General features: G+C 71.0%; 19 protein-coding genes and 1 pseudogene. 10 read left to right on the top strand and 10 right to left on the bottom strand.

The genetic code is table 11. The features are described 5' to 3' along the window. Together ACLEQD_RS12505 and ACLEQD_RS12500 are read left to right on the top strand one after the other, a co-directional pair. The coding region (locus tag ACLEQD_RS12505) for a PEGA domain-containing protein (protein ID WP_410383840.1) at positions 1-1,006 on the top strand (1,006 nt) is incomplete at its 5' end. 85 nt (positions 1,007-1,091) lie between these two features. Beyond that, positions 1,092-2,849 carry an ATP-binding protein gene (locus ACLEQD_RS12500; RefSeq protein ID WP_410383844.1) on the top strand — a complete coding sequence of 586 codons (1,758 nt, stop codon included), beginning with the start codon at positions 1,092-1,094 and terminating at the stop codon, positions 2,847-2,849. A 4-nt stretch (positions 2,850-2,853) separates the two neighbouring features. Here the strand turns inward: ACLEQD_RS12500 and ACLEQD_RS12495 are convergent, their stop codons facing one another. From ACLEQD_RS12495 to ACLEQD_RS12475, 5 genes and pseudogenes are all read right to left on the bottom strand, one after another. Then, on the bottom strand, positions 2,854-3,279 hold the full coding sequence (locus ACLEQD_RS12495) for a L,D-transpeptidase (protein ID WP_410383838.1): 426 nt from the start codon (positions 3,277-3,279) through the stop codon (positions 2,854-2,856). Between the two features lie 134 nt (positions 3,280-3,413). Then, positions 3,414-3,485, bottom strand: a pseudogene (locus tag ACLEQD_RS12490) (hypothetical protein); the annotation flags it as partial. Between the two features lie 517 nt (positions 3,486-4,002). Beyond that, a complete protein-coding gene (locus ACLEQD_RS12485; protein ID WP_410383836.1) occupies positions 4,003-5,952 on the bottom strand; it encodes a LysM peptidoglycan-binding domain-containing protein in 1,950 nt (649 codons plus the stop codon). 125 nt (positions 5,953-6,077) lie between these two features. Beyond that, on the bottom strand, positions 6,078-7,643 hold the full coding sequence (locus ACLEQD_RS12480; RefSeq protein WP_410383834.1) for a multiheme c-type cytochrome: 1,566 nt from the start codon (positions 7,641-7,643) through the stop codon (positions 6,078-6,080). A 5-nt stretch (positions 7,644-7,648) separates the two neighbouring features. Further along, complete coding sequence (locus ACLEQD_RS12475; RefSeq protein WP_014398957.1) at positions 7,649-8,035, bottom strand: PleD family two-component system response regulator; 387 nt, start codon at positions 8,033-8,035, stop codon at positions 7,649-7,651. A gap of 181 nt (positions 8,036-8,216) precedes the next feature. On the opposite strand from ACLEQD_RS12475, the gene ACLEQD_RS12470 reads away from it, so the two are divergent. The 7 genes from ACLEQD_RS12470 (at position 8,217) to ACLEQD_RS12440 (ending at position 14,881) form a co-directional block, all read left to right on the top strand. Continuing rightward, positions 8,217-9,854 carry a mechanosensitive ion channel family protein gene (locus tag ACLEQD_RS12470; RefSeq protein ID WP_410383832.1) on the top strand — a complete coding sequence of 546 codons (1,638 nt, stop codon included), beginning with the start codon at positions 8,217-8,219 and terminating at the stop codon, positions 9,852-9,854. Between the two features lie 120 nt (positions 9,855-9,974). Beyond that, complete coding sequence (locus ACLEQD_RS12465; RefSeq protein ID WP_338280891.1) at positions 9,975-10,541, top strand: hypothetical protein; 567 nt, start codon at positions 9,975-9,977, stop codon at positions 10,539-10,541. Positions 10,542-10,550: 9 nt separating this feature from the next. Beyond that, positions 10,551-11,366 carry a hypothetical protein gene (locus tag ACLEQD_RS12460; protein WP_410383830.1) on the top strand — a complete coding sequence of 272 codons (816 nt, stop codon included), beginning with the start codon at positions 10,551-10,553 and terminating at the stop codon, positions 11,364-11,366. Between the two features lie 14 nt (positions 11,367-11,380). Continuing rightward, entirely contained in the window at positions 11,381-11,992 is a 612-nt protein-coding gene (lpoB, locus tag ACLEQD_RS12455) for a penicillin-binding protein activator LpoB (protein WP_120528882.1), read from the top strand. Positions 11,993-12,082: 90 nt separating this feature from the next. Next, the gene (locus tag ACLEQD_RS12450) at positions 12,083-13,285 is read left to right on the top strand and encodes a COG3014 family protein (RefSeq protein ID WP_410383842.1); all 1,203 of its coding nucleotides are present in this window, start codon (positions 12,083-12,085) and stop codon (positions 13,283-13,285) included. Positions 13,286-13,317: 32 nt separating this feature from the next. Next, on the top strand, positions 13,318-14,076 hold the full coding sequence (locus ACLEQD_RS12445) for a ZIP family metal transporter (RefSeq protein WP_410383828.1): 759 nt from the start codon (positions 13,318-13,320) through the stop codon (positions 14,074-14,076). Positions 14,077-14,083: 7 nt separating this feature from the next. Next, a complete protein-coding gene (locus ACLEQD_RS12440) occupies positions 14,084-14,881 on the top strand; it encodes a class I SAM-dependent methyltransferase (protein WP_410383826.1) in 798 nt (265 codons plus the stop codon). Between the two features lie 516 nt (positions 14,882-15,397). Here the strand turns inward: ACLEQD_RS12440 and ACLEQD_RS12435 are convergent. Next, positions 15,398-15,628 (bottom strand): hypothetical protein, encoded by a 231-nt coding sequence (locus tag ACLEQD_RS12435; RefSeq protein WP_410383824.1) that lies wholly within the window; start codon positions 15,626-15,628, stop codon positions 15,398-15,400. On the opposite strand from ACLEQD_RS12435, the gene ACLEQD_RS12430 reads away from it, so the two are divergent. Beyond that, entirely contained in the window at positions 15,621-17,045 is a 1,425-nt protein-coding gene (locus ACLEQD_RS12430) for a sigma-54-dependent transcriptional regulator (RefSeq protein ID WP_410383822.1), read from the top strand. The two genes, ACLEQD_RS12435 and ACLEQD_RS12430, sit on opposite strands and share 8 nt — an antisense overlap. A gap of 41 nt (positions 17,046-17,086) precedes the next feature. Here ACLEQD_RS12430 and ACLEQD_RS12425 read toward each other — a convergent pair whose 3' ends face one another. From ACLEQD_RS12425 to ACLEQD_RS12410, 4 genes are read right to left on the bottom strand one after another with little or no spacing between them, the layout of a single operon-like run. After that, a complete protein-coding gene (locus ACLEQD_RS12425) occupies positions 17,087-17,584 on the bottom strand; it encodes a GDYXXLXY domain-containing protein (RefSeq protein ID WP_410383820.1) in 498 nt (165 codons plus the stop codon). Further along, positions 17,581-18,690, bottom strand: coding sequence for a DUF4401 domain-containing protein (locus tag ACLEQD_RS12420; protein ID WP_410383818.1), 1,110 nt, complete (start codon positions 18,688-18,690; stop codon positions 17,581-17,583). Before ACLEQD_RS12420 ends, ACLEQD_RS12425 begins: the two co-directional genes overlap by 4 nt. A gap of 2 nt (positions 18,691-18,692) precedes the next feature. Next, positions 18,693-19,703, bottom strand: a complete 1,011-nt coding sequence (locus ACLEQD_RS12415; protein ID WP_410383816.1) for a DUF2157 domain-containing protein — start codon at positions 19,701-19,703, stop codon at positions 18,693-18,695. A 49-nt stretch (positions 19,704-19,752) separates the two neighbouring features. Continuing rightward, entirely contained in the window at positions 19,753-20,625 is an 873-nt protein-coding gene (locus ACLEQD_RS12410; protein ID WP_410383814.1) for an alpha/beta fold hydrolase, read from the bottom strand. Position 20,626: the final 1 nt, after the last annotated feature.

The following is a 20,626-nucleotide window of genomic DNA, read 5'->3' as shown; positions in this document are numbered from 1 at the left end:
CCCCGGAACACGCCCAACCGGGGCAACGACAGCCAGCTGCCGCGCATCCTCCGGCCGGACTCTCGCCGGAGCCCATGCCGCCCCCGCGCGTCCGCCCGCGCCCCCCGTCCTGAACGGCGGGAACGCGCCGCGTCCGCCCCCGGGCCGGGAGCCGTCCGGGAAGGAAGCCCGTGAGAAGCACGCGCCCGAGGAGGGCGGTGGCCGGGGCCTCAGGGGCATGGACAAGCGCCTGCTCTACGGCGCCGTGGGCCTGGCGTCGCTGTTCATGCTGGTGGGCGTGGCGCTGGTCTTCTCCCCGAGCAAGGCCGCGCAGGGCTACGTGATGGTGGAGCTCAAGACGCCGGACGCGAAGGACCGCGCGATGGTGTCCATCAACGCGGGGCCGCCGGAGAAGTTCCCGTCCAACGGCTTCATCCTGAAGCAGCTGCCGGTGGGCAACGTGCTGGTCGTGGTGACCGCGGACGGCTACGACGCCTTCAACAAGTCCGTCATGGTCGCCGAGGGCGCCAACGCCACGCAGGTGCCGGTGCAGCTCAAGCAGCAGGCGCGCTCGGTGCTCGTGGTCTTCAAGACGCAGCCGGATGACGCCGAGGTGAAGATCGACGGCCAGGTGGCCCGCAAGCAGGGCGCCCGGGAGCAGGTGCTGCGCGACTTCTCCCTCAGCGCCGACACGCCGCTGGTGGAGGTGTCCGCGCCGGGCTACGTGACGTTCATCAAGAAGCTGGCCGTGAACAGCAATGGCCTGGACGTGGTGGCCACGCTGGAGCGCGCTCCGGTGGACGTGCGCATCGAGTCCGAGCCCGAGGGCGCGGCCGTCTTCCTGGGCAGCAAGGACCTGGGCGTCGTCACCCCGACGAACGTCCGGGTGCCGTGGGGCACGCGCGAGCTGACGCTGAAGGCGAAGTGCTACGCGGACGCGGACGTCTCCGTGGGGTCGCCGTCTCCGGCGGGCTCCACGGTCAAGGTGGAAGCAGCCCTGAAGAAGCAGGCGCGCTGCCGCGATTAGCGGCCCCGCGGCCCTGACGCTTAAGGTAGGCCTGGGGGTCCTCCCCCCGGATGTCCCTGGGGGGAGTGACGCCGGAGGGATGTCCGTGACCAAGGTGCGCAAGGTGAACAAGGCGGATCCGCTGGCGGATCTGCCCCGGTGGGCGCAGCAGCTGGCGCGCAAGTACTACACGAAGACGGTCAGCACCTTCCTGCTGTATGGGGCCGTGCGCGACCTGCAGCCCCTGCAGCTGGAAGACGGCGGACGCGGCTTCGGGACGCTCAAGACGTTCCTGTCCGAGGAGCTGTTCGGCGGGCGGGACCACGTCCTCTTCTACGACCGCTCGTCCGGCATCCGCTCGGCGACGCCGGAGACGCAGAAGGACCTGGCGCGGGCCATGACGGGCTACGACGCCATGTACGGCACGGACTTCTCCAAGGTCCTGCCGCGCGACCCGGGCCGTGCGCTGCAGATTCTGGAGAACTTCCTGCGCATGCGCCTGAGCGAGGGCCGCTCACTGGCGCTCATCATCGACTACGCGGAGACGCTGGTGCCCGGCGGGGAGATGAGCCACCTGTCCGCGGAGGACCGCTTCGTGGTGGCCACGCTGGACAAGTGGGCGCACGACCCGCAGTTCCTGGCGGGCGACGTGTCGGTGGTGCTGCTGGCGGAGAACCTGTCGGACGTGTCGCCGCGCATCAGCCGCAACCCCTACGTGGCGCCCATCGAGCTGCCGCTGCCCGCGGAGGACGAGCGCCTGGAGTACGTGCGCTCCAAGCTGGAGGGCAAGAAGCTCCAGTCGGTGTCGGAGGTGCCGCTGGCGGGCCTGGCGAAGATGACGGCGGGCCTGTCGCGCATCAACCTGGACCGCGTGCTCACGGAGGCGCTGGAGCGGGAGGTGCGCATCACTCCGGAGCTGCTCAAGGAGAAGAAGAAGGAGCTCATCCAGGCGGAGTGCCACGGCCTCCTGGAGTTCATCGAACCCACGCACACCCTGGACGCGGTGGCGGGGCACGCGCCCGCCAAGCAGATGCTGCGGCAGGCGGCGTCCGCGCTGAAGAAGGGCCGCATCGAGGTCATGCCCATGGGCTACCTGGTGAGCGGGCCGGTGGGCACGGGCAAGACGTTCATGGTGAACTGCTTCGCCGGGGAGATTGGCATCCCGGTGGTGAAGTTCCTGAACTTCCGCAGCCAGTGGCAGGGCGTGACGGAGTCGAACCTGGAGAAGATCTTCAACCTGCTGAAGGCCCTGTGGCCGGTGGCGGTGATGGTCGACGAGGCGGACACCTTCCTCGGCAACCGCGACTCCGGCGGGGACTCCGGCACGAGCAGCCGCATCTTCGGCTCCATCGCGTCCTTCATGGGCAACACGCAGTACCGCGGCAAGATCGTCTGGTTCCTGCTGACGGCGCGCCCGGACCTCCTGCCCATCGACCTGAAGCGCCAGGGCCGCGCGGAGGAGCACCTCGCGCTCTTCTATCCGCAGACGGACGAGGAGCGGAACGAGCTGTTCCAGGCGATGAGCAAGAAGACCGGCGTGTCCGTGGAGGGCGTGGAGTCCTTCGCCGCGCTGATTCCCGGCGGGGTGCGCGCCTTCAGCGGCGCGGACATCGAGGCGGTGATGGTGCGCTCGAAGTTCCGCGCGCTGGCGGACGGGCGCGACCAGGTGACGAAGGACGACCTGGCCGCGGTGCTGGCGGACTTCGTGCCGCCCAGCTACCCGCTGGAGATCGAGATGCAGAACCTGGTGGCGGTGCAGGAGTGCACCAGCCGGGCGCTGCTGCCGGAGAACTTCCGCAGGCTGGACCGGGACTACATCAGCAAGCGCGTGCGCGAGCTGAAGATGCTGCTGGAAGAGCAGTAGGCCTTCAGCCCACGGTGACGGGGACGCCCAGGTGCGGGTCCTGGAGCGTCTCCACCACCGCGATGCGGTCGCCCACGGCGAGCGCGTCATGCAGCACGAGGATGTCCTCGTTCGCGTGACGGATGCAGCCGTGGGACACGTCGCCCCCGAGCAGGGCGGGGGCGCTGGTGCCGTGCAGCTCCTCGCCGCTGCGGTGGCCATCCGCCCAGGACAGGTCCAGCAGCCGCGCGCCGAACACGTGCCGGTCGTTCCACAGCCGTGCGCCCGCGTCCTCCGTGGCCACCTGGTCCAGCTTCGCCCTGACGACCTTGAGGCCCGCGTGCGTGGGCGTGGAGGCGGTGCCCACGGCGTTGGGGAAGATGTCGACGAGCTGGCCCAGCGGATCGAAGAGGAACGTGCGGTGCTCGCGCAGGGCGATGACCACGCGCACCGGCTGGCCCGCGTAGAAGGGGGAGGGCAGGGCGCGCGACTGGCCCCGTGAGCCCGGCGCGGGGCCAGCGCCTCCAGGGCCTTCAGCGTCGCGGCATCCAGCACGCCGCTGGAGCGCAGGCCCGCGTGCACCTGGAAGTTGCGCAGCGCGCGGGCCGTGTCCGGGCCGTAGCGTCCGTCCGCGCCGCCATACAGCGCGAACCCCATGTCCAGCAGCGCGCCCTGCACCGCGAGGAGCCCGTCCCCCCGTGAGCCCGCGCCCAGCACCGCCGCGCCGGACCTCACGTCCGCGAGCTGCCGCGAACCGGCGAAGCGCGGATGCTCCAGCGGGGCGCTGACGGAGTGACCGCGCGTGCCGCATCCGCCGGTGCGGTCATGGCCCCCACCGTCACGGCACCCTTCACCCCGGCGTGTGATGCCGTGCCTGTCACGCTGTCGCGTGCGCGCTCCCCGGAGGCGGACACCCCGTCGGGCGGGGACGCGAGGGACAGCCCCCGCGGTGCCGCGCTGACGGTCGGAACGGGCCCGCTGAAGCGCGTGAGCGAGTTGCCCCCGGAGACCGTCCTGTCCCCTGGACGTTCGACTCCACGGGGCAGGACGGACCGGACAGGCGCGGGCTCGCGCGTGTCGGGCGTTTCACGGGGAAGGAGCGGCGACTCTCGAAGCAGTGCGGATGCGAGCATGGCGCCGGGGACTGCAAGGTCCCGGCCGCCGCATCACACCGTCACGGCGCGCTCAGCGACAGCAGCTTGCCGGTGGGGACCGTGCGGTGGTCCTTGATGTGGTTCCACTTCATGATGTCCTCGACGGACACGTTGTAGCGCTGCGACACCGACCAGAGCGTCTCGCCCTCGGCCAGCGTGTGCACCCTGGCGCCCTTGGGGCCCACGGGCGCCTGGCCCGCGACGGCGTTCGCCACCACGATGGTGCCGCCGCGCTCCTCCACCTTCGCGGGCGCCGCGCCCTTGGCGTCCGGCGGCCACACCGCGAGCAGCGTGCCCAGCGACAGCGTGCGGTTGCGCTTGGGCAGGTTGTTCCACTTCTTCAGGTCGTCCACCGACACCTGGAAGCGGTTGGCGATGAGCCACAGGCTGTCGCCCTCCTGCACGCCGTAGGTGATGCGCGTCTTGCCATTCACCTTCTCCGTCTTCACCGGACCAGCGGCCACGGGGCCCCGGGGCGTGCCCGCGGGAATCTCGTCCTCCGGCCGCGTCGCCACCATGCCGCTGCGCCGCGCCTGCGCCACCTTCGTCGCGATGGCGCCGCCCCCGTCACCGCTGCCACCCCGGCCGCTGGCCGGCACCGGAATCACCAGCTCCGCGCGCACCTTCAGCACCCGCGCGCTCTTCAGCCGGTTCATCTGGAGGATGGCCTCCGGCGCCGTGCCGTACTTCTGGGCAATCTGCGACAGCGTGTCGCCGCGCTTCACCGTGTGCACCCGGAACGTCAGCCGCTCCGACGGCGACAGCTTCTTCAGGTTCTCCGCGAAGAGCGTCGTGGTGCCGCGCGGCAGCTTCAGCACGTAGGGCTTCGCGGCCGTCGCCGGAGGCGTGCACCAGCGCTTGAGCTCCGGGTTCAGCTCCTGCACGTCCTGCACGCTCACCCCGGCCGCGCGCGCCACCACGTCCAGGTCCGTGGCGTCCGTGAGCTTCACCTCGTCGTACTCGAGCGTGTCCTCGTACTGGAACTCCTCCTCGGAGAAGCCGAACGCGGTGGGGTTCTTCGCCACCAGCGCCGCGGCGATGAGCTTGGGCACGTAGTGCTTCGTCTCCTTCGCCAGCCCGCGCTCCTCCGCCAGCACCCAGAAGTCGCTCGTCCCGTAGCGCTGCACCATCTTGCGCACCCGGTACGAACCCGTGTTGTAGCCCGCCCACGCCAGGTACCAGTGGCCCAGCTCGCCGTAGAGGTCCTTCAGGTACGCCGCCGCCGCGTGCGTGGCCTTGATGGGGTCGCGCCGCTCGTCCACCCAGAAGTCCTGCTTGAGGCCGTACTGCTTGCCCGTGCTGGAGATGAACTGCCACGGCCCGGCCGCGTGCGCCCACGAGTAAGCGTTCGCGGAGAAGCCGCTCTCAATCATCGCCAGGTACACCGTGTCCCGGGGCAGGCCCTTCGCCTCCAGGATGGGCTGCATCACCGGCAGGTAGCGCGTGGAGCGCGCCATCCACTTGCGGAACCACTTGCGGCCGGGGCCCTGGAAGAACTGGATGTACTCGGCCACCCGCGGCTGCATGTCCACCGGGATGTCGTAGCGGTCCTTCACCTGCGAAATATCGAAGTTCGCCAGGTCGGTGATGCGCGCCAGCGGCGGGGCCGTGTCGTCCTCGCGGAAGGTGGGCTCCTCCAGCGCGTCCAGCATCCGCAGCCGCAGCGGGTTCGTCAGGCCCAGCCGCCGCAGCGACTGCATCATCTCCGCGTTCGGCTTCGCCTCCGGGTCCAGCGTCGCGCCCTCCAGCGCGCGCAGCTCCTCCAACTCGGCGGACTCGGACTCCACTTCTTCCGTCTCCTCGCCTTCCTCCAGGGGAACCGCGGGCGTGGCCCGGCTGGCATTCGCCGTCAGCAGGGCGGCTTCCCTGGGCGGCACCGCATGCACGCCGGGCGGCGGCACCGGTGACGGCGCCACGCCCTGCGAGGAGGGAACCGAGGCCAGGGCTAGCAGGAGCAGGGAAAGCGGCATGGGAACGCCAGGCGAGGTCGCCCAGAAGCAGGCGAAGGCCGCAGTATTCGCCAGCTTTCTTGACAGTCAAACAACATGTCGCCCGGTATGCCCCCGGGAAGGACCCCCGGTAGGAGCAGGCGCCCCTATTTCGCCGGGGGCTCTCCTGCCTGACCGCTCTTCCCCGTTCCGCCGTGGCCGGGACCGAGGATGCGCGGCAGGTAGGTGGCGAAGTCGAAGTGCGGGGAGTTCTCCGCGTTGTGGCAGGTGACGCACACGGCCTGCCCCGGCTTGCCCACGATGGTGGCCGGGCTCGGCGCGTCGACGTGCTTGGAGCCGGGGCCGTGGCAGCTCTCGCAGCCCACGTCCTCGCGGCCCGCCACCTTGTCCAGCCGGCACACGCCGCCGGGCTTCTGCCAGCCGGTGACGTGGCAGCCCACGCAGTTGAGGTGGTGCTGCTTGCCCACTTCTTCCAGCGTCTCCGACGCGTGGTGGTGCTTCGAGCCCTCCCACACCGCGGTCGCGTCCGGGTGGCAGTCCTCGCACACCGCGCTGCCGACGAAGCCCGCCTTGCCCTTCTCCGGCGACGGGCAGTCCTGGCCGTGCGCCTTCGCCCACGCGAGGTTCAGCTGTCCCACGTTCGCGTCGTACGCCTTCACCAGCGCCTGCGTGTCCGGCGCGGTGGGCAGGTCCGACTCCAGCGGCAGGAAGCGCAGGGCGAAGCCGTTGACGTCGTCGGCGGGCGCGGGCGGCGCGGTGAGCAGGCCCTGCTTGCGCGCCGACAGCTCGTCGCGCTTGCCCTGCTTCAGCACCTTCAGCTTCGGGTCGATGCCGGGCCGGGAAATCTCCTTGTCCAGGAGCGCCATGCGCTGCTCCAGCGCCGTCACCTCGCGCTCCACGTCCCCCTGCGAGCGCTGGAGCGTGAAGGGCCCCTTCGCCGGCGCGTACGTCAGGTCCACGCGCAGCAGCGAGCGCCCCTTGCTCTGCACCGCCACCACCGGCACGCCGGAGCGCACCAGCCGGTTCTCCTCCGCGGAGAACTCCCCGGCGCTGTGCGTGGCCACCACCAGGTTCGCGGCCAGCCCCGGCAGCGCGGCGGCGGCCTGCGCGGCCTCCAGCGGCTGGTCCAACAGGCCCACCACGAAGTCCGCGCCCTGCTCGCGCGCCTGCTGGCTGGCCTTCACCAGCGCCTCACCGGAAGCCGCCGCGACGACGCCCACCTTGCGAGCCCCCGCGTCCAGCACCTTCACGCCACCGGACGGCACCTCCGGCAGCCCCAGCCCCTGGCGGAACGCCGCGCCGCGCGTGTCGTCCAGCTCGCCCGTGGCGCGCGCCGCGAGGCCCATGGTGCGGAACGCGTCCGCGAGCGCCTTCGCCTTGAGCTCCTCCTGCGGCACCTGCTCGTCCTTGAGGTGCGTCTCCCCGAAGAGGCTGTTGCCGCCGTCGATGTAGAGCACCGGCAGGCCGCCCTTGCGCGCCTGCTGCACCTGGAACGCCGCCCGGCCGATGCCGCCGCGCATGTTCTCGCTGCAGCCGCAGGGGCCCAGGTAGCCGCGCGTGTCCGCGGAGATGAACAGCACCGCGCCCACGGGCGCGGCGGTGGCGGTGGGGGCCTGCTGCTCGGCGCCGCTGCCCTCGGGAGGGCGCGCCTCCTGGCGTCTGCAACCAGCGAGGAGCGCGCTCACGAGCACCGCGAGGACGGCCGCGCGCATCGCCATCACCAGAGGATGCTCTGCACCAGTTCGTCGATCTTCTCGCCCATCGCCTCCAGGCCGTTCACCTTGGAGAGCGAGCCGTCCGCGCCCACCTGCTCGGCCAGCTTCGACAGCTCGTCGTCCGGCAGGCTGGAGAACAACACGATGGGGATGTCCTGCGTGTTGTACTCGTTCTTCAGCGTGCGGCAGATGTCCGTGCCCTTCGCCTCGGGCATGTGGATGTCCGTGAGGATGAGGTCCGGCCGCCAGCTCTGAAGCGTTTTCTCAAACTCCATGAGCGTGGAGGTGGCCACGACCTCATAGCCCCGCGCCTCCAGGACGGCCTTCTCCATGGCGAGGGTGATCTCGCTGTCGTCAATGAGGAGGATTCTTCGCTTCTCTTCGGACACGGCGACCTTCCTTGCGGGTCGGTTCTAGCCCACCACCCAGCGGCGCACCAATGCTTTCCCGTGTCGCGTTCCGACAGGGGTTTTCTGTTTTCAACCCCGGGCTTCCTGGCCGCCGGGCGGGCGCGGAGGCACCCACCGTCTTTCCCGGACAACCGACCGCACACGGAGTATGGAGGCGCCCATGAAGCGCCATGCCTCCCGGGTCCTGGTGGCCCTCCTTCTCCTGGGGTGCGTCCTCGGTGGCCTCCCCGCCCTCGCTCTCAATGGGGGACTGGGGGAGGTCCCCAGGGACCTCGACCGCGCGTCGCCGCGCGCCACCGCGCAGGGCTTCCTGGACGCGGTGCATCGCGGGGACTACCCCCGCGCCGCCCACTACCTCTACCTGGACTACCTCCCGGCCTCCGAGCAGGCCGCGCAGGGCGCCCGGCTGGCGCGCAAGCTGAAGTTCGTCCTGGACCGTGAGCTGTCGGTGGACACGTCCGTGCTGCCGAAGACGCCGGAGGGCGAGTCCGCCAGCTCGCGCTTCGTGTCGCTGGGGGGCATCCCGCTCAAGGGCGACACCATCCCCATCCGGCTGCAGCGCCTGTCCGTGGACGGCACGTTCATCTGGGTGGTGTCGGAGCCCACCGTGAAGATGGTGGACCCGCTCTTCGAGGAGTACGGCCCGCTGCTGACGGAGACGCTCCCGTCCGTCTTCTTCGACCGCACGGTGCTGGGGCTGGAGCTGTGGCAGTGGCTGGGGCTCGCGGTGACGCTGCTGGGCGCGTGGCTGCTCTCCTACGTCATGGAGAAGCTGCTGCTGGCCGCCGCGCTGCGGGTGGCGCGCTGGACGCGCATCTCCTGGGACGACCAGGTCGTCCACGCGGGCCGGGGCCCCCTGCGGCTGCCCTTCTTCGCCCTCCTGCTGGCGCTGGGCACCTCGTTCCTGCTCCTGCCTCCCAAGCTGAAGCTCTTGAGCGACCGGGTGAGCTACTCGCTCACCATCATCGCGGTGGCGTGGTTCATCCTGCGCTTCCTCCGCGTGTCGGAGGCGTACGTCCAGAGCCGCGTCACCTCCGAGACGGGGGGCCACCCCCGCGCCCGCTCGCTGCGCACGCAGCTGGCGGTGCTGCGCGCGGTGTTCGAGGTCGCCACCTACGTCATCGCCGCCGCGCTGCTGCTCATGCAGTTCGAGGTGGTCCGCAACGTCGGCGTGTCGCTGCTCGCCTCCGCCGGCATCGCCGGCCTCGCCGTCGGTCTCGCCGCGCAGAAGTCGCTCGCGACGCTGCTCGCCGGCATCCAGCTGTCCATCACCCAGCCCGTCAGCATCGGCGACAACGTGCTGGTGGAGGGCGAGTTCGGCACGGTGGAGGAGATCACCCTCACGTATGTCGTGCTGCGCATCTGGGACCAGCGGCGCATGGTCATCCCCATCCAGCAGTTCCTGGACAAGCCGTTCCAGAACTGGAGCAAGGGCTCCCCGGAGATGATGGGCACGGTCATCCTCCAGGTGGACTACCTGGCGGACATCGACGCGCTGCGCGCGGAGCTGGACCGCATCCTCACCGACGAGGGCAAGCACCTGTGGGACGGCCGGGTGAAGACGCTGGTCGTCTTCGACGTGATGGACAAGACGCTCACCCTGCGGGCGCTGGTGAGCGCGGCGGACTCCGGGAAGCTGGGGGACCTGCGCTTCCTGGTGCGCGAGCGGCTGGTGCTCTTCATCCGCGCCCGGCCCCAGTGGCTGCCCACGGTGCGCAGCGAGTCCCGCCCCGCCATGCTCCCGCCCTCCCGGGACGGCCAGGACGCGGCCCAGGGCGCCCCGGAGCCCCGGGCCTGAAGGGGAAGGGCGCAGTGAGAACAGCCGCTTGCACGGACGCTCGCCGCACGATGAATATGGCGCCCGTCGCGACGTATGACGCGTAAGAGCAATCGCACCCACGCTGGGGAGTTCAATCAGATGAAGCGTCCTGTCACCTTGTGCGGAGCCCTGGCGCTCCTGGCCGTCGCCGCGCCGCTCACCGCGAGCGCCCAGGAGCGGGGCCGCACCGACGGGCCCGAGGAGTCGGAGTACGGTACGGGGGGCTACTACGGCGAGAACCGCCGGGGCGTGTCGCTCCAGTTCGACTGGGGCGCGGCCATCAACTCCGGGGAGAACCCCCCGGGCGCGCCGGAGGGCCCGCCGCTGTTCGTGGGCGCCACCGTGTCCCTCTGGGGTGATGACTGGTACCGCCTGGACGTCAGCGGCGGCTACGTCTTCGACGGTGGGCGCTTCATCGGCAACGTGGGCCCCACCTTCCGCAGCTGGGGCTGGCCGGTGTCCTTCACGCTCGGCCTCAAGGCGGGCGCCATCGTCATCCCGGAGGGCGAGGGCCTGCGCTTCGCCCTGTCGCCGCAGGTGGGCGCGGAGCTCTACCTGGACCGCCGCGACCGCGTGATCATGGGCCTGCACTACTCGCCGGACATCCCCATCGGGGGAGGAGGAGTCACGAACCGGTTGTTCATGAACGTCGGATACCGGTTCTGACCGCACGCCATGATCGCTCAACTGCTCGCCGCCGCTCTCGCGTTGACCACGGCCCAGGCGCCCCGCGCCGCCGCGCCGTCCGTGTCGCTGCCGTTCCCGTCCGGGGACGTGCAGACCTACAACATCATCCAGTGGGACCCGAACCAGCTGCCGCGCATCTATGAGCGGTCGGACCAGCTCCCGCTCACCGACGAGGAGCTGACCAAGCTGTCGCAGGCCGGCTTCGAGCCCGCGCAGCTGGTGAAGATGATTGAAGAGCGCCGCTGCGCCTGCGACGCGAGCGCGGACGGCCTCATCCGCCTGAAGAAGGCGGGCGTGGACAAGACGGTGCTGGCGGCGGTGTCGCGCCATGGCCTGGCGCCCAACCGGCAGCTGGACATCCTGGTGACGCTGGACTTCACCGGCGAGAGCCGCACCGCGCGCGAGGCGTTCCTCTACTTCTTCGTGGACGACGGGAACATCACCCGCGTGTTCTCCGCGAACCTCCCGGAGCTGCTGCAGCGCCGCAACAGCCACGAGACGATGGTGGACCGCAGCGACATCATGGTGGCGCGCACGGTGCGCCGCATCCAGTTGGCGGGCCACGTCCCGCTCAAGACCTACGGCGCGCACCGCGTGATGGTGGCCGCCAGCGCCAGCCCCACGCTCACGCACCCCTCGCAGCTCACCCCACAGGAGCGCGCGAAGGCGCAGACGTACACCTTCGACTATCCGCGCGCCTCGCTGCAGAGCCTCTGCCGGCTGACGGCCGGCTACCGCCGCGACGCGGTGCTTGCCTACAAGTGGAACTTCGAAGGCAGCCGCTTCGAATGCGAATGGAACTAGGAGTCGACCCGACCATGAACACCCGCCGCCTGTTGCTCTCCGCCCTCGTCGCCGTGTCGCTCGCCGGCTGCGGAGGCCCCCGCGCCTTCACGCGCGGTACCTACGAGGACCCCAACACCATCGAGATGCTGGGGGACCGCTTCAACGAGAACGACCTGCAGCTCATCGCGAAGAAGATGGCCGAGTCGCTCGCCAGCTCCCCGCGCTTCGTGCAGGCGCCGCCGCAGGGGCAGCCCCTGCCCATCGTCCTCGTGGGCAAGCTGCGCAACAGCACCAGTGAGCACATCGACATGCGCTCGCTGGCGGACAAGATTCAAACGGCGCTCGCGCAGACGGGCCGCTTCGCCCTGGTGGACCAGGCCGCGCGCCAGGACATCGCGGAGGAGTACGAGTACCAGCAGTCCGGCTACGTGAACCCCAACGCCGCCAAGGCCCCGGGCCAGCAGGCGTCGGTGGACTTCCTGATGACGGGCGACCTCGCCTCCATCATCCAGGAGGTCGGCCGCGACAAGCTCGTCTATTACAAGATGACGGCGAAGCTGAACGACGTGCGCACCGGGACGCTAGCGTGGACGGACGAGAAGCAGATCCGCAAGAAGTTCGAGAAGCAGGGCGTGAGCTGGTAGCCGTCCGCCGTGTCCAACCTCCCCGACATCGCATCCCAGGCCCCGCGTGTCTCCGCCTCCCCGGCGGCGGCGCGTTGGGGCCTGCTGTTCATGCTGGCCTGCTGCGTCCTGGGCAGCGGCTGCGCCAGCGACTACGTGGCGCGCACCGCCGCCGCGCGCTCCGCGTACCAGGCGTCTGACTATCCTCGCGCCCTGGCGGAGCTGGACGGCGAGCAGAAGGAGGCCCCCGAGCGCGACCAGCTCCTGTTGCTGCTGGACAAGGGCATGGTGCTGCACGCGGCCGGGCAGTGGGAGGAGAGCACGAAGGTGCTGGCCCAGGCGGACGAGCTCAGCGCCCAGCTGGACATCACCTCCGTGAGTGAAGAGGCCGGGGTGCTGCTCAGCAACGAGCGGCGCCGCGCCTACCGGGGCGAGGACTTCGAGAAGCTGATGATCTCCGTCCTCCAGGCGCTCAACTACGCGGAGCTGGGCCGCGACGAGGACGCGCTCGTGGAGGTCCGCCGCGTCAACGAGCGCATCGAGAAGATGATCATCGAGGAGAAGAAGCCGTACGAACAGCTCGCCATCGCGCGCTACCTGGGCGGCGTGCTGTACGAGGACCAGCACGAATGGGACTCGGCCTTCATCGACTACATGAAGGCGTACGAGCTGGAGCCCCGGCTGGACGGGCTGGTGGAGCCGCTCCTGCGGCTGGCGAAGAAGACCGGCCGCGACGACGCCTACGAATCCCTGTCCCGGAAGTTCCCGGACGTGGCGCATGACCCGCTGGGCCCCGGCGACGGGCAGCTCGTCGTCGTGGTGGAGGCGGGCCTGTCACCGCGCAAGGAGCGCGCGTCGCGCGACTACGGCGACTCCGGGGACCTGATTGAAGTGCCCGTGTACCGGGACCGCGGCGGTACACCGCCGGTGCGCGTGTCGGTGGAGGGGCAGGCGGAGCGGGCGGTGACGGTGACGTCGCTGTCGCGCGTGGCCCAGGTGCACCTGAACGACCGCATCGGCCGCATGCTGGCGAAGCAGCTCGCGGGCGCGGTGGCGAAGGCGGGCGTGGCCGCGGGCGTGGGCGCGCTGACGAAGAGCAAGGAGCTGGGCGTGCTCGCCTTCCTGGTGCTCAGCGCGGGCAACCAGGCCGACCTGCGCTCCTGGCTTTCACTGCCGGCGGAGTTCCAGGTGGCGCGCTTCCGGCTTCCTCCGGGAAAACACACCGTCCAGGTGGACGCCCCGGGCCGGCCCACCACGCACGTCGTGGAGGTGAAGCCGGGGCGGGTGGAGGTGCTCGTGGTGCGAAGTTACTGACGGCGTCGTTTTGGGAGTAGGGTGCGCGCCCCATGTCGCAGGTCGTGGCCGAAGTCCTCCTCTACTCCTTCATCGTCGTGTTGAGCGCGCTGGCCGGCGCGGGGGTGGTCATCTTCAATGACCGCTCCACGCGGCTGGTGACGTTCCTCGCCTTCGCGGCGGGCGTGATGTTCGGCGCGGCCTTCTTCCACATGCTCCCGGAGGCCTACGAGGGCGGCGGCTGGTGGGCCTTCGCGCTCGTGCCCATGGGGTTTCTCTTCGTGCTGGTGCTGGAGCGCTACCTCGTCGCCCACGCCTGCGAGGAGCCGCCGGACTGCGCGGAGCACGTGCACGGCCACGCGCTGGGCCTCAGCGCGTTCCTGGGCCTGTCCACGCACACGCTCTTCGACGGCATCGCGCTGGGCTCCTCGGTGAAGGAGGGCGTGGGCGCCATGGCGCTGCTGGCCATCACCGCGCACAAGGTGCCCTCGTCGCTGTCGCTCGCGTCCATCCTCCAGGCGGAGGGAAAGAAGCGCGGCACCATCCTGGCGTACACCGCGCTGTACGGCCTGATGGTGCCGGTGGGCGCGGTGCTCTACTTCGGCTTCGACGCGGTGCTGAGCTTCGAATCGCTGGCGCCCAAGGCCCTGGCCTTCTCCGCCGGCACCTTCCTCTACATCGCCGTGTCGGACCTGCTGCCGCACGTGAACAAGCACGGGCGGGACAAGCCCGGCCGCAACCTGGTGGCATTGGCAGCCGGGTTGCTGGTGATGTTCGTGCTCGCGCGCGTCCTGGGGCACACGGAGCACTGAAGGCACCATGGAACGACGCAAGGACTGGTACGAGCACCCGGAGTACTACGAGGCCATCTTCGGCACGGACACCGTGCGGGAGGCGGACTTCCTCCAGGCGCTGAGCCGGCGCTACGGCACCGGCGGCAACCAGTGGCTGGAGCCCGCGTGCGGCGCGGGCCGGCTGGTGGCGGAGGCCGCGGGCCGGGGCCTGAAGGTCGCGGGCTATGACTTGTCGGAGGCCATGCTCGCGCACGCGCGCAAGCGGCTGTCCCCCGCCGAGCGCCGCCGCGTGAAGCTGTCCCAGGCGCGCATGGAGGACTTCTTCGACCCGGCGCTGGAGGGCCGCGTGGACCTGGCGCACACGCTGGTCTCCACCTTCCGCTACCTGGACAGCGAGCAGGCCGCTGTGGCGCACCTCACGGGCACCCGGCGCCTGCTCAAGCCGGACGGCATCTACGTGCTGGGCTTCCACCTCACGGACTACGCGCGCTCCGGCCCGGAGCACGAGCGCTGGGTGGGGCAGGTGGGCCGGGACAAGGTCGTGTGCAACACGCACGAGGGCCTGCCGGAGAAGCGCCTGCGCCGCTCGCCCATGCGCAACCGGCTGCGCGTCACCGGCCCCGGCAAGGACTGGCTCATCGAGACGACGTGGTACTTCCGCACGTACGACGAGGCCCAGGTGAAGCGCCTGTTCCGCAAGTCCGGCCTGCGCGTCGCGGCCACGTTCGACTTCGACTACGACCTGGACTCGCCCGTGGGGCGCGGCAGCCCGCGCCTGGACCGCGTCTTCGTCCTCGGCCCGGACGCGGCTTCCCAAGGCTGACACGCGCGCTGCGCAGGGTCGGCGTCTGGCGCGGCTGGAGCCTGCCCTCCTTCTCCCTGACTGGTCTGGAATGACCCGGCCGCCTGCCTGTTCGGGCGGCGCGGCGCGACAGGCCTTGGAACCCGAAACGGCGCGGGCGCTGCGTTCCGTCAGGACGCGTCTGCGTTCCAGTGGGACGCAGCCGTGGCGGGGGCATGCACGGGAGTCTTTGAAATCATTGGGTTTCTTCCTTGGCACGGCAGCCGCAATAGCGGCGGGCCATGCGCCGGCAACGGCGTGTACCGCATCCAGATGCACCCGGAGCGCGGAAGGAGGGGCCGCTCCTTCCGCGCTCTCCATCTGGATCCGCACCTCCCCGCCATCTCCGATAGAGTCCGCGTCTGTTTTCTGGACGGCTTCGCCGGTCGGCGGTGGCGCGGCTTCCGCACGGGAGGCGAGGGGATGCAAGACGAGTTGGCGCAGCTCATGGCTGCGCTCAGGGATTCCAGGGATTTCGAGACCGCGGCGGCGGCGACGTTACGTCGGATGCTGGCCGTGGCGGACGCCGCGGTGGCGTCCAGCCGTTACGCGGGGCGGGCCCGGGTCCTGCGCGGCATCGTCCACCTGCGCCCCGGAGAGGCGTACCGGCGGCTGGCGGCGCTGGACGTGGGCGCGCGCGAGGTCACGGACGCGGGCGTCGGGGACGCCCTTCTTCACCTCCGCCACGGCGTGGCGCGCGGTGGTGGAGCACCGGTGCGCGGTGTCCATCGACGTGAACATCGGCACGGTGCAGCCGCACGCTCCGGACGCGCCGGTGACGGGCGACCCGGGCCTCGCGGGCTTCCACAGCAACGAGAGCAAGCAGCGCTTCCTGGGCCGTCACGCGACGCACGTGTGCGTGCTGCCCCTGCGCACGCCCTCGGGCATGGAGGGCATGATCTCCCTGGAGGCGGACTGCCTGGCCGCCATGGGGCAGGAGTTCGTCTGGCGCGACGCCGGGGACCTGCTCCAGCTGCTCACGGACATCGCCGCGCCGTACCTCACCGCGCTGCCGCAGCGGCCGGTGGCCACGCCGGAGGTGGACGAGTTCCTCCCCGTGGTGGGCCGCTCCATGGCGGAGCTGTTGCCCATCCTCCGGACCTTCGCGCTCCAGGACGAGACCATCCTCGTGAGCGGCGCCACGGGCGCGGGCAAGTCGCGCCTGGCGCGCTGGTGTCATGAGCGCTCCGGCCGCCGGGGCAAGCCCTTCGAGACGCTGGACCTGGTGACGGTGCCGGAGGACCTCCAGATGGCGGAGCTCTTCGGCTGGAAGAAGGGCGCCTTCACCGGCGCGGTGCGCGACGCGCCGGGCGTGGTGGCCCGCTCGGACGGCGGCACGCTGTTCATCGACGAAATCGACAAGCTGTCGCTCAAGGCGCAGGCGGGCCTGCTGCACCTCCTGGAGTCGCGCAGCTACCGGCCGCTGGGCGAGGGCACCGGCGAGAAGCTCGCGGACGTGCGCTTCATCATCGGCACCAACGCGGACCTGCACGCGCAGGTGCGCGCCGGACGCTTCCGCGAGGACCTGTACTACCGCGTGAACGTGCTGCCGGTGCGCATGCCGCCCCTGCAGGACCGGCAGGATGAGATTCCCCTCTGGGCGCGGTACATGGTGAACCGCCGTCACCGCGAGCGGCTGCCGGAGGGCTCCGCGCGGCTGGCCCCGGAGGCGGAGGTCCTGCTGACCACCAGCACCTGGCCGGGCAACCTGCGGCAGCTCGACAACATCGTGCGGCGTGCGTACACGCTGGCGATGGTGGAGCACGCGGGCAGCACGGGCGACCTCGTGTTGCAGCAGAAGCACGTGGCCCGCGCGCTGGACTACGAGCAGTCCCCCGGGGGCCGTCCGCTGCCGGAGGCGCTGCGGGCCGCGGCGCAGGCCTTCGTCGGTGAGGCGCGCAGGCGCGGCGCGCCGCTGGACCTGGACTACGCGGACGGCTTCCGCGGACTGGTGCTGGGCCTGGCCATCCGCCAGGTGGGCCGCGACGAGGCCTTCCGCCTGCTGGGCCGCGAGAGCCTGGTGAAGAACCGCAACCACCACAAGGCGCTCAAGCGCGAGCTGGAGAAGGTGGACGTCCTCTACAAGGCGCTGGGCGAGGAGGGCTCGCCCTTCTCCGACCTGCTGGAGAACGAGGACGCGGACTGACGCGCCGGCGCGCCCGGGAGACCGGGGCGCCCGTGGGGCCTTCAGCGGAGGGCGCTGCCCAGCTGCTGGTAGTTCTCGTCGCGCAGGCCCACCAGCACGCTGGTGCCGTTCTCCATCACGCGCAGTTCGCCGAAGCGCGCGTGCGCGTAGCGCTCCTGGTGGCCCTCCTGGAAGTAGAAGGCCTCCGCCCCCAGGCGCATCTGCGAGTTGCGGATGCGGAAGCGCACGCGCACCTCGCCGGGCGCGAGCGCGGTGCCCGGCGTGTCGTAGCGCACGAACTCGCCCACGTTGTGCTCATCCAGGCGCACCACCACGTTGCCGTCCTCGTGGGGCTGCTCGCGGCCCTCGCGCCAGCCCTGGTTGATGGCGTAGTCGAGCACCATGTAGTCGCCCTGGAGGAGCGAGCGTGGATCCACCGGGGCCAGCCGCAGCAGCACCGGCTGCCCCCGCGCCAGCACGGTCTCCTTCTGCACGACGAGGAAGGCGAGCGCGGCGAACACCAGCGCGAGCCCTCCGAAGATGACGGCGCCGCGTTTCATCGGGCCTCCGCGAGCACGGCGGCTTCACGCCGCAGGAAGAACTGCCGCACCCCCAGCAGCACCAGCCCGCTGCCCACCAGCGCGAGCGCCTTGGCCAAGAGCGTGATGTGCAGGTCGTAGTAGTAGTACGCGCCGAACGTCAGCAGGAACGCCACCGCCAGCCCCAGCATCACGCGGCTGCGGCGGTGGAAGCCGAGCGTCAGCATCAGGGCCGCCACGAGCACGCCCGGCGTGTTCAGCGTCATCACCGTGAGCAGCGCGAGCGCGCAGACCGCCGGAATCCAGACGCGCTTCTCGTGCTCCAGGCCCAGCTCGCGCAGCACCCGCCATCCCGTCACCCCCGCGATGAGCGCGAGCAGGAGGGAGAGGTACGCGCTCGGCACGAACTCGCTCTCGAAGCGGAAGACGTAGTGGAAGCCCTCCTGCGCGTTCTCGAAGCTGCGGAACAGCAGCCACCCCGGGACCGCGCACGCGAGCGCGAAGGCGATGGGCCCCACCCGGGCACCCAGCGGCCCGCGCCGCAGCTGGGGCTCGAAGAGCAGGAGGCCCGCGAGCGCCGCGGCGCACACGAGCATCCACGCGTCCACGCCCGCGCCACCGACCCACTCGAGCGCCATCATGCCGACGGACACGCAGAGGCCCACGGCCGCCAGGAAGTAGAGGATGAGGTCCGGGAACACGGCGAGCAGCGCGAGGGACGCCACCATCCCCGCGAACTCGAGGGTGAGGGTGGCTTGATCCAGCTGCCCCAGCCCCATGAGGAACGAGCCCACGCCCGCCAGGCACAGGGCCAGGGAGAGCTGCTCCATGAAGGGCCCCTGTGTGCTCCGGCGCAGGAACACCGCCGCCACCGCCAGCACGAGCCCCAGGCCGGTGAGCGCCACCTCTTCCTTCCACAGGCCCACGCACGCGAAGAAGCTGAGCAGGAAGGCGGCGGACATCCACGCGCCAGCGCCCGCCAGCGCCTTCACGAACCAGGGCGATGCTCCCAGCGTCTTCTGACGGATCTCCAGGGCGGTGCGGGCGCGAGCGTCCACCTCCGCGTCCACGTGGCCCTCGGCCTTGAGCCCCGCCAGCACGTCTTGAATCGTCGGTCGCAGGGCCATGGTCAGGTCTCCTCCGAAACGCCCGTGGCCTGCGACTCGTGGCGCAGCCAGTACACCGCGAGCCCCACCTCGCCAATGAGCACCAGGGGCAGGATGAAGAGGGTCAGCTCCTCGGCGCGCGTCACCTCGAAGAGGAAGTAGCCCACCGCCGTGGTGACGAGCGTGATGACGCACACCGCGCCCACGGTGAGCAGGAACAGCTCGCCATGCAGGTGCCGGTGCAGGGCGTAGATGGCGACGAGCGCTCCCAGCACCAGCGGCAGCGACACGCCGACGACGAGCGTGCGGTCGTGCCTGCTGACGATGAACAGGATGCCCAGGCCCACCAGCGGCGTCAGCGCCATGAGCGACAGGACACGGGGCATCCACCGCCCCCGGAGCCAGGCCACCTTCTGGTTGGCGAAGTGCTCATACGTGGCCCAGGCGAACCCGTTGAGCAGCCCCAGCACCAGCGCCAGCCCCTCCTCATGCGAGCCGAGGTGCGCCATGCGCTGGCCCCAGAAGAGGATGACGCCCGTGTTCACGAGCACGAGCTGGAGCATCCACAGCGGCGTGAAGCGCGCCAGCGCCACCCACGGCAGGATGAGCACGCCCCAGCCGATGAACAGCTCATACGGATCCGCGCCCGTCTGGTACGCCTGCCCGTACACGGCGAGCAGCGGGCCCACCAGCACCGCGGCCGCCAGCAGCGCGAACTGCCCCGCGGGCCGGTCCCCTAGCCGCCATGCGCCCACGGCCGCACCGGCGATGCCCAGCGACACGAGGCCCAGCTTCGCGAAGCGCCCCAGCTCCGCCCAGTTGAAGGCGAAGAAGTACACCACGCCCGCCAGCACCAGCAGCGAGCCCAGGGCCATCAGCGTCGTGGACAGGAACGCGCGCCACGCGGGCCGAGCGGGCGTGGCGACCGCCAGGTGCAGCGCGCGCCCGTACGCGTCCGGAGCCAGGATTCCGGCGTCCGCCAGCGCGTGCAGCCGCTCCGGCGTCGCCTCCAAGTCGAGGAAGTCTTTCGGCACGGCGGAGGACTGTACCCGGTTCAGGTGACGCCGGGGACGCCGCGCCCGCTCACGGACCGGAGCGCTCCGCGTCCAGGAAGGCCTTCAGCTCGGGGAGCACGCGCTCGGGATGCTCCAGCTGCGGACTGTGTCCGCACTCCACGCGCAGCACGCGGGCCTGGGGAAGCGCCCGCGCGGCCTCGTCCGCCAGGGAGACGGGCAGCGTCTCGTCGCGCTCACCCCAAACGAGCAGCACGGGGACCTTCACCTCGCCCAGCCGCTGGCGGCGGTGGAACACCGGGCCCGTCAGCGGCACCAGCGCGTTGAAGGCCTGCGCGGCTTCGGGCCTCCCGCCGGGCACGCTCAGCAGCTCGTAGCCCAGCGCGCCCAGCTTCTCTCCCAGCGGCGTGGGCGGGGGCGGCAGCATCCGCGCCATCGCCCACGGCCCCAGGTTGCGCGCCAGCCGCTCCGGCCCCGCGCGGAAGAAGAGGCGCGACGGCCCGGGCATCTCCGGCCCCAGCCCCATCGCGTCCACCAGCACCAGCCGCTCCACCGGCACCGTCCCGCGCAGCGCCAGCTCCAGCGCCACCAGCCCGCCCAGCGAGTGGCCGACCACGGACACCGGCCCTGGCGCCACCATCCCCAGGGCCTCCTCCACCGGCCCGGTGAAGAAGCGCACCGCGTCCTCCGCCGACCGCACGCGCACGTCCGCCGGGGTGGACTGTCCGAAGCCGGGCAGGTCCAGGGCCAGCACCCGGTGGTGCCGGGCCAGCACTGTCAGGTACGGGAACCAGTGGGTCGCCGCGTTCCCACGCCCGTGGAGGAAGACGACCGTGGATCGCGCGCCGTCCCCGGGGCCGGGGGCCCCCTCCAGAATCCGCACCGCGCCGCCCCCGGGGAGCCAGTGCACCTGGGGCTCCACGGCGGGGGCCAGCTGGGCCAGG

This window comes from Corallococcus sp. 4LFB, assembly GCF_046520365.1.
Classification (GTDB): domain Bacteria; phylum Myxococcota; class Myxococcia; order Myxococcales; family Myxococcaceae; genus Corallococcus; species Corallococcus caeni.
This window is presented reverse-complemented; position numbering and strand designations above follow the sequence as displayed.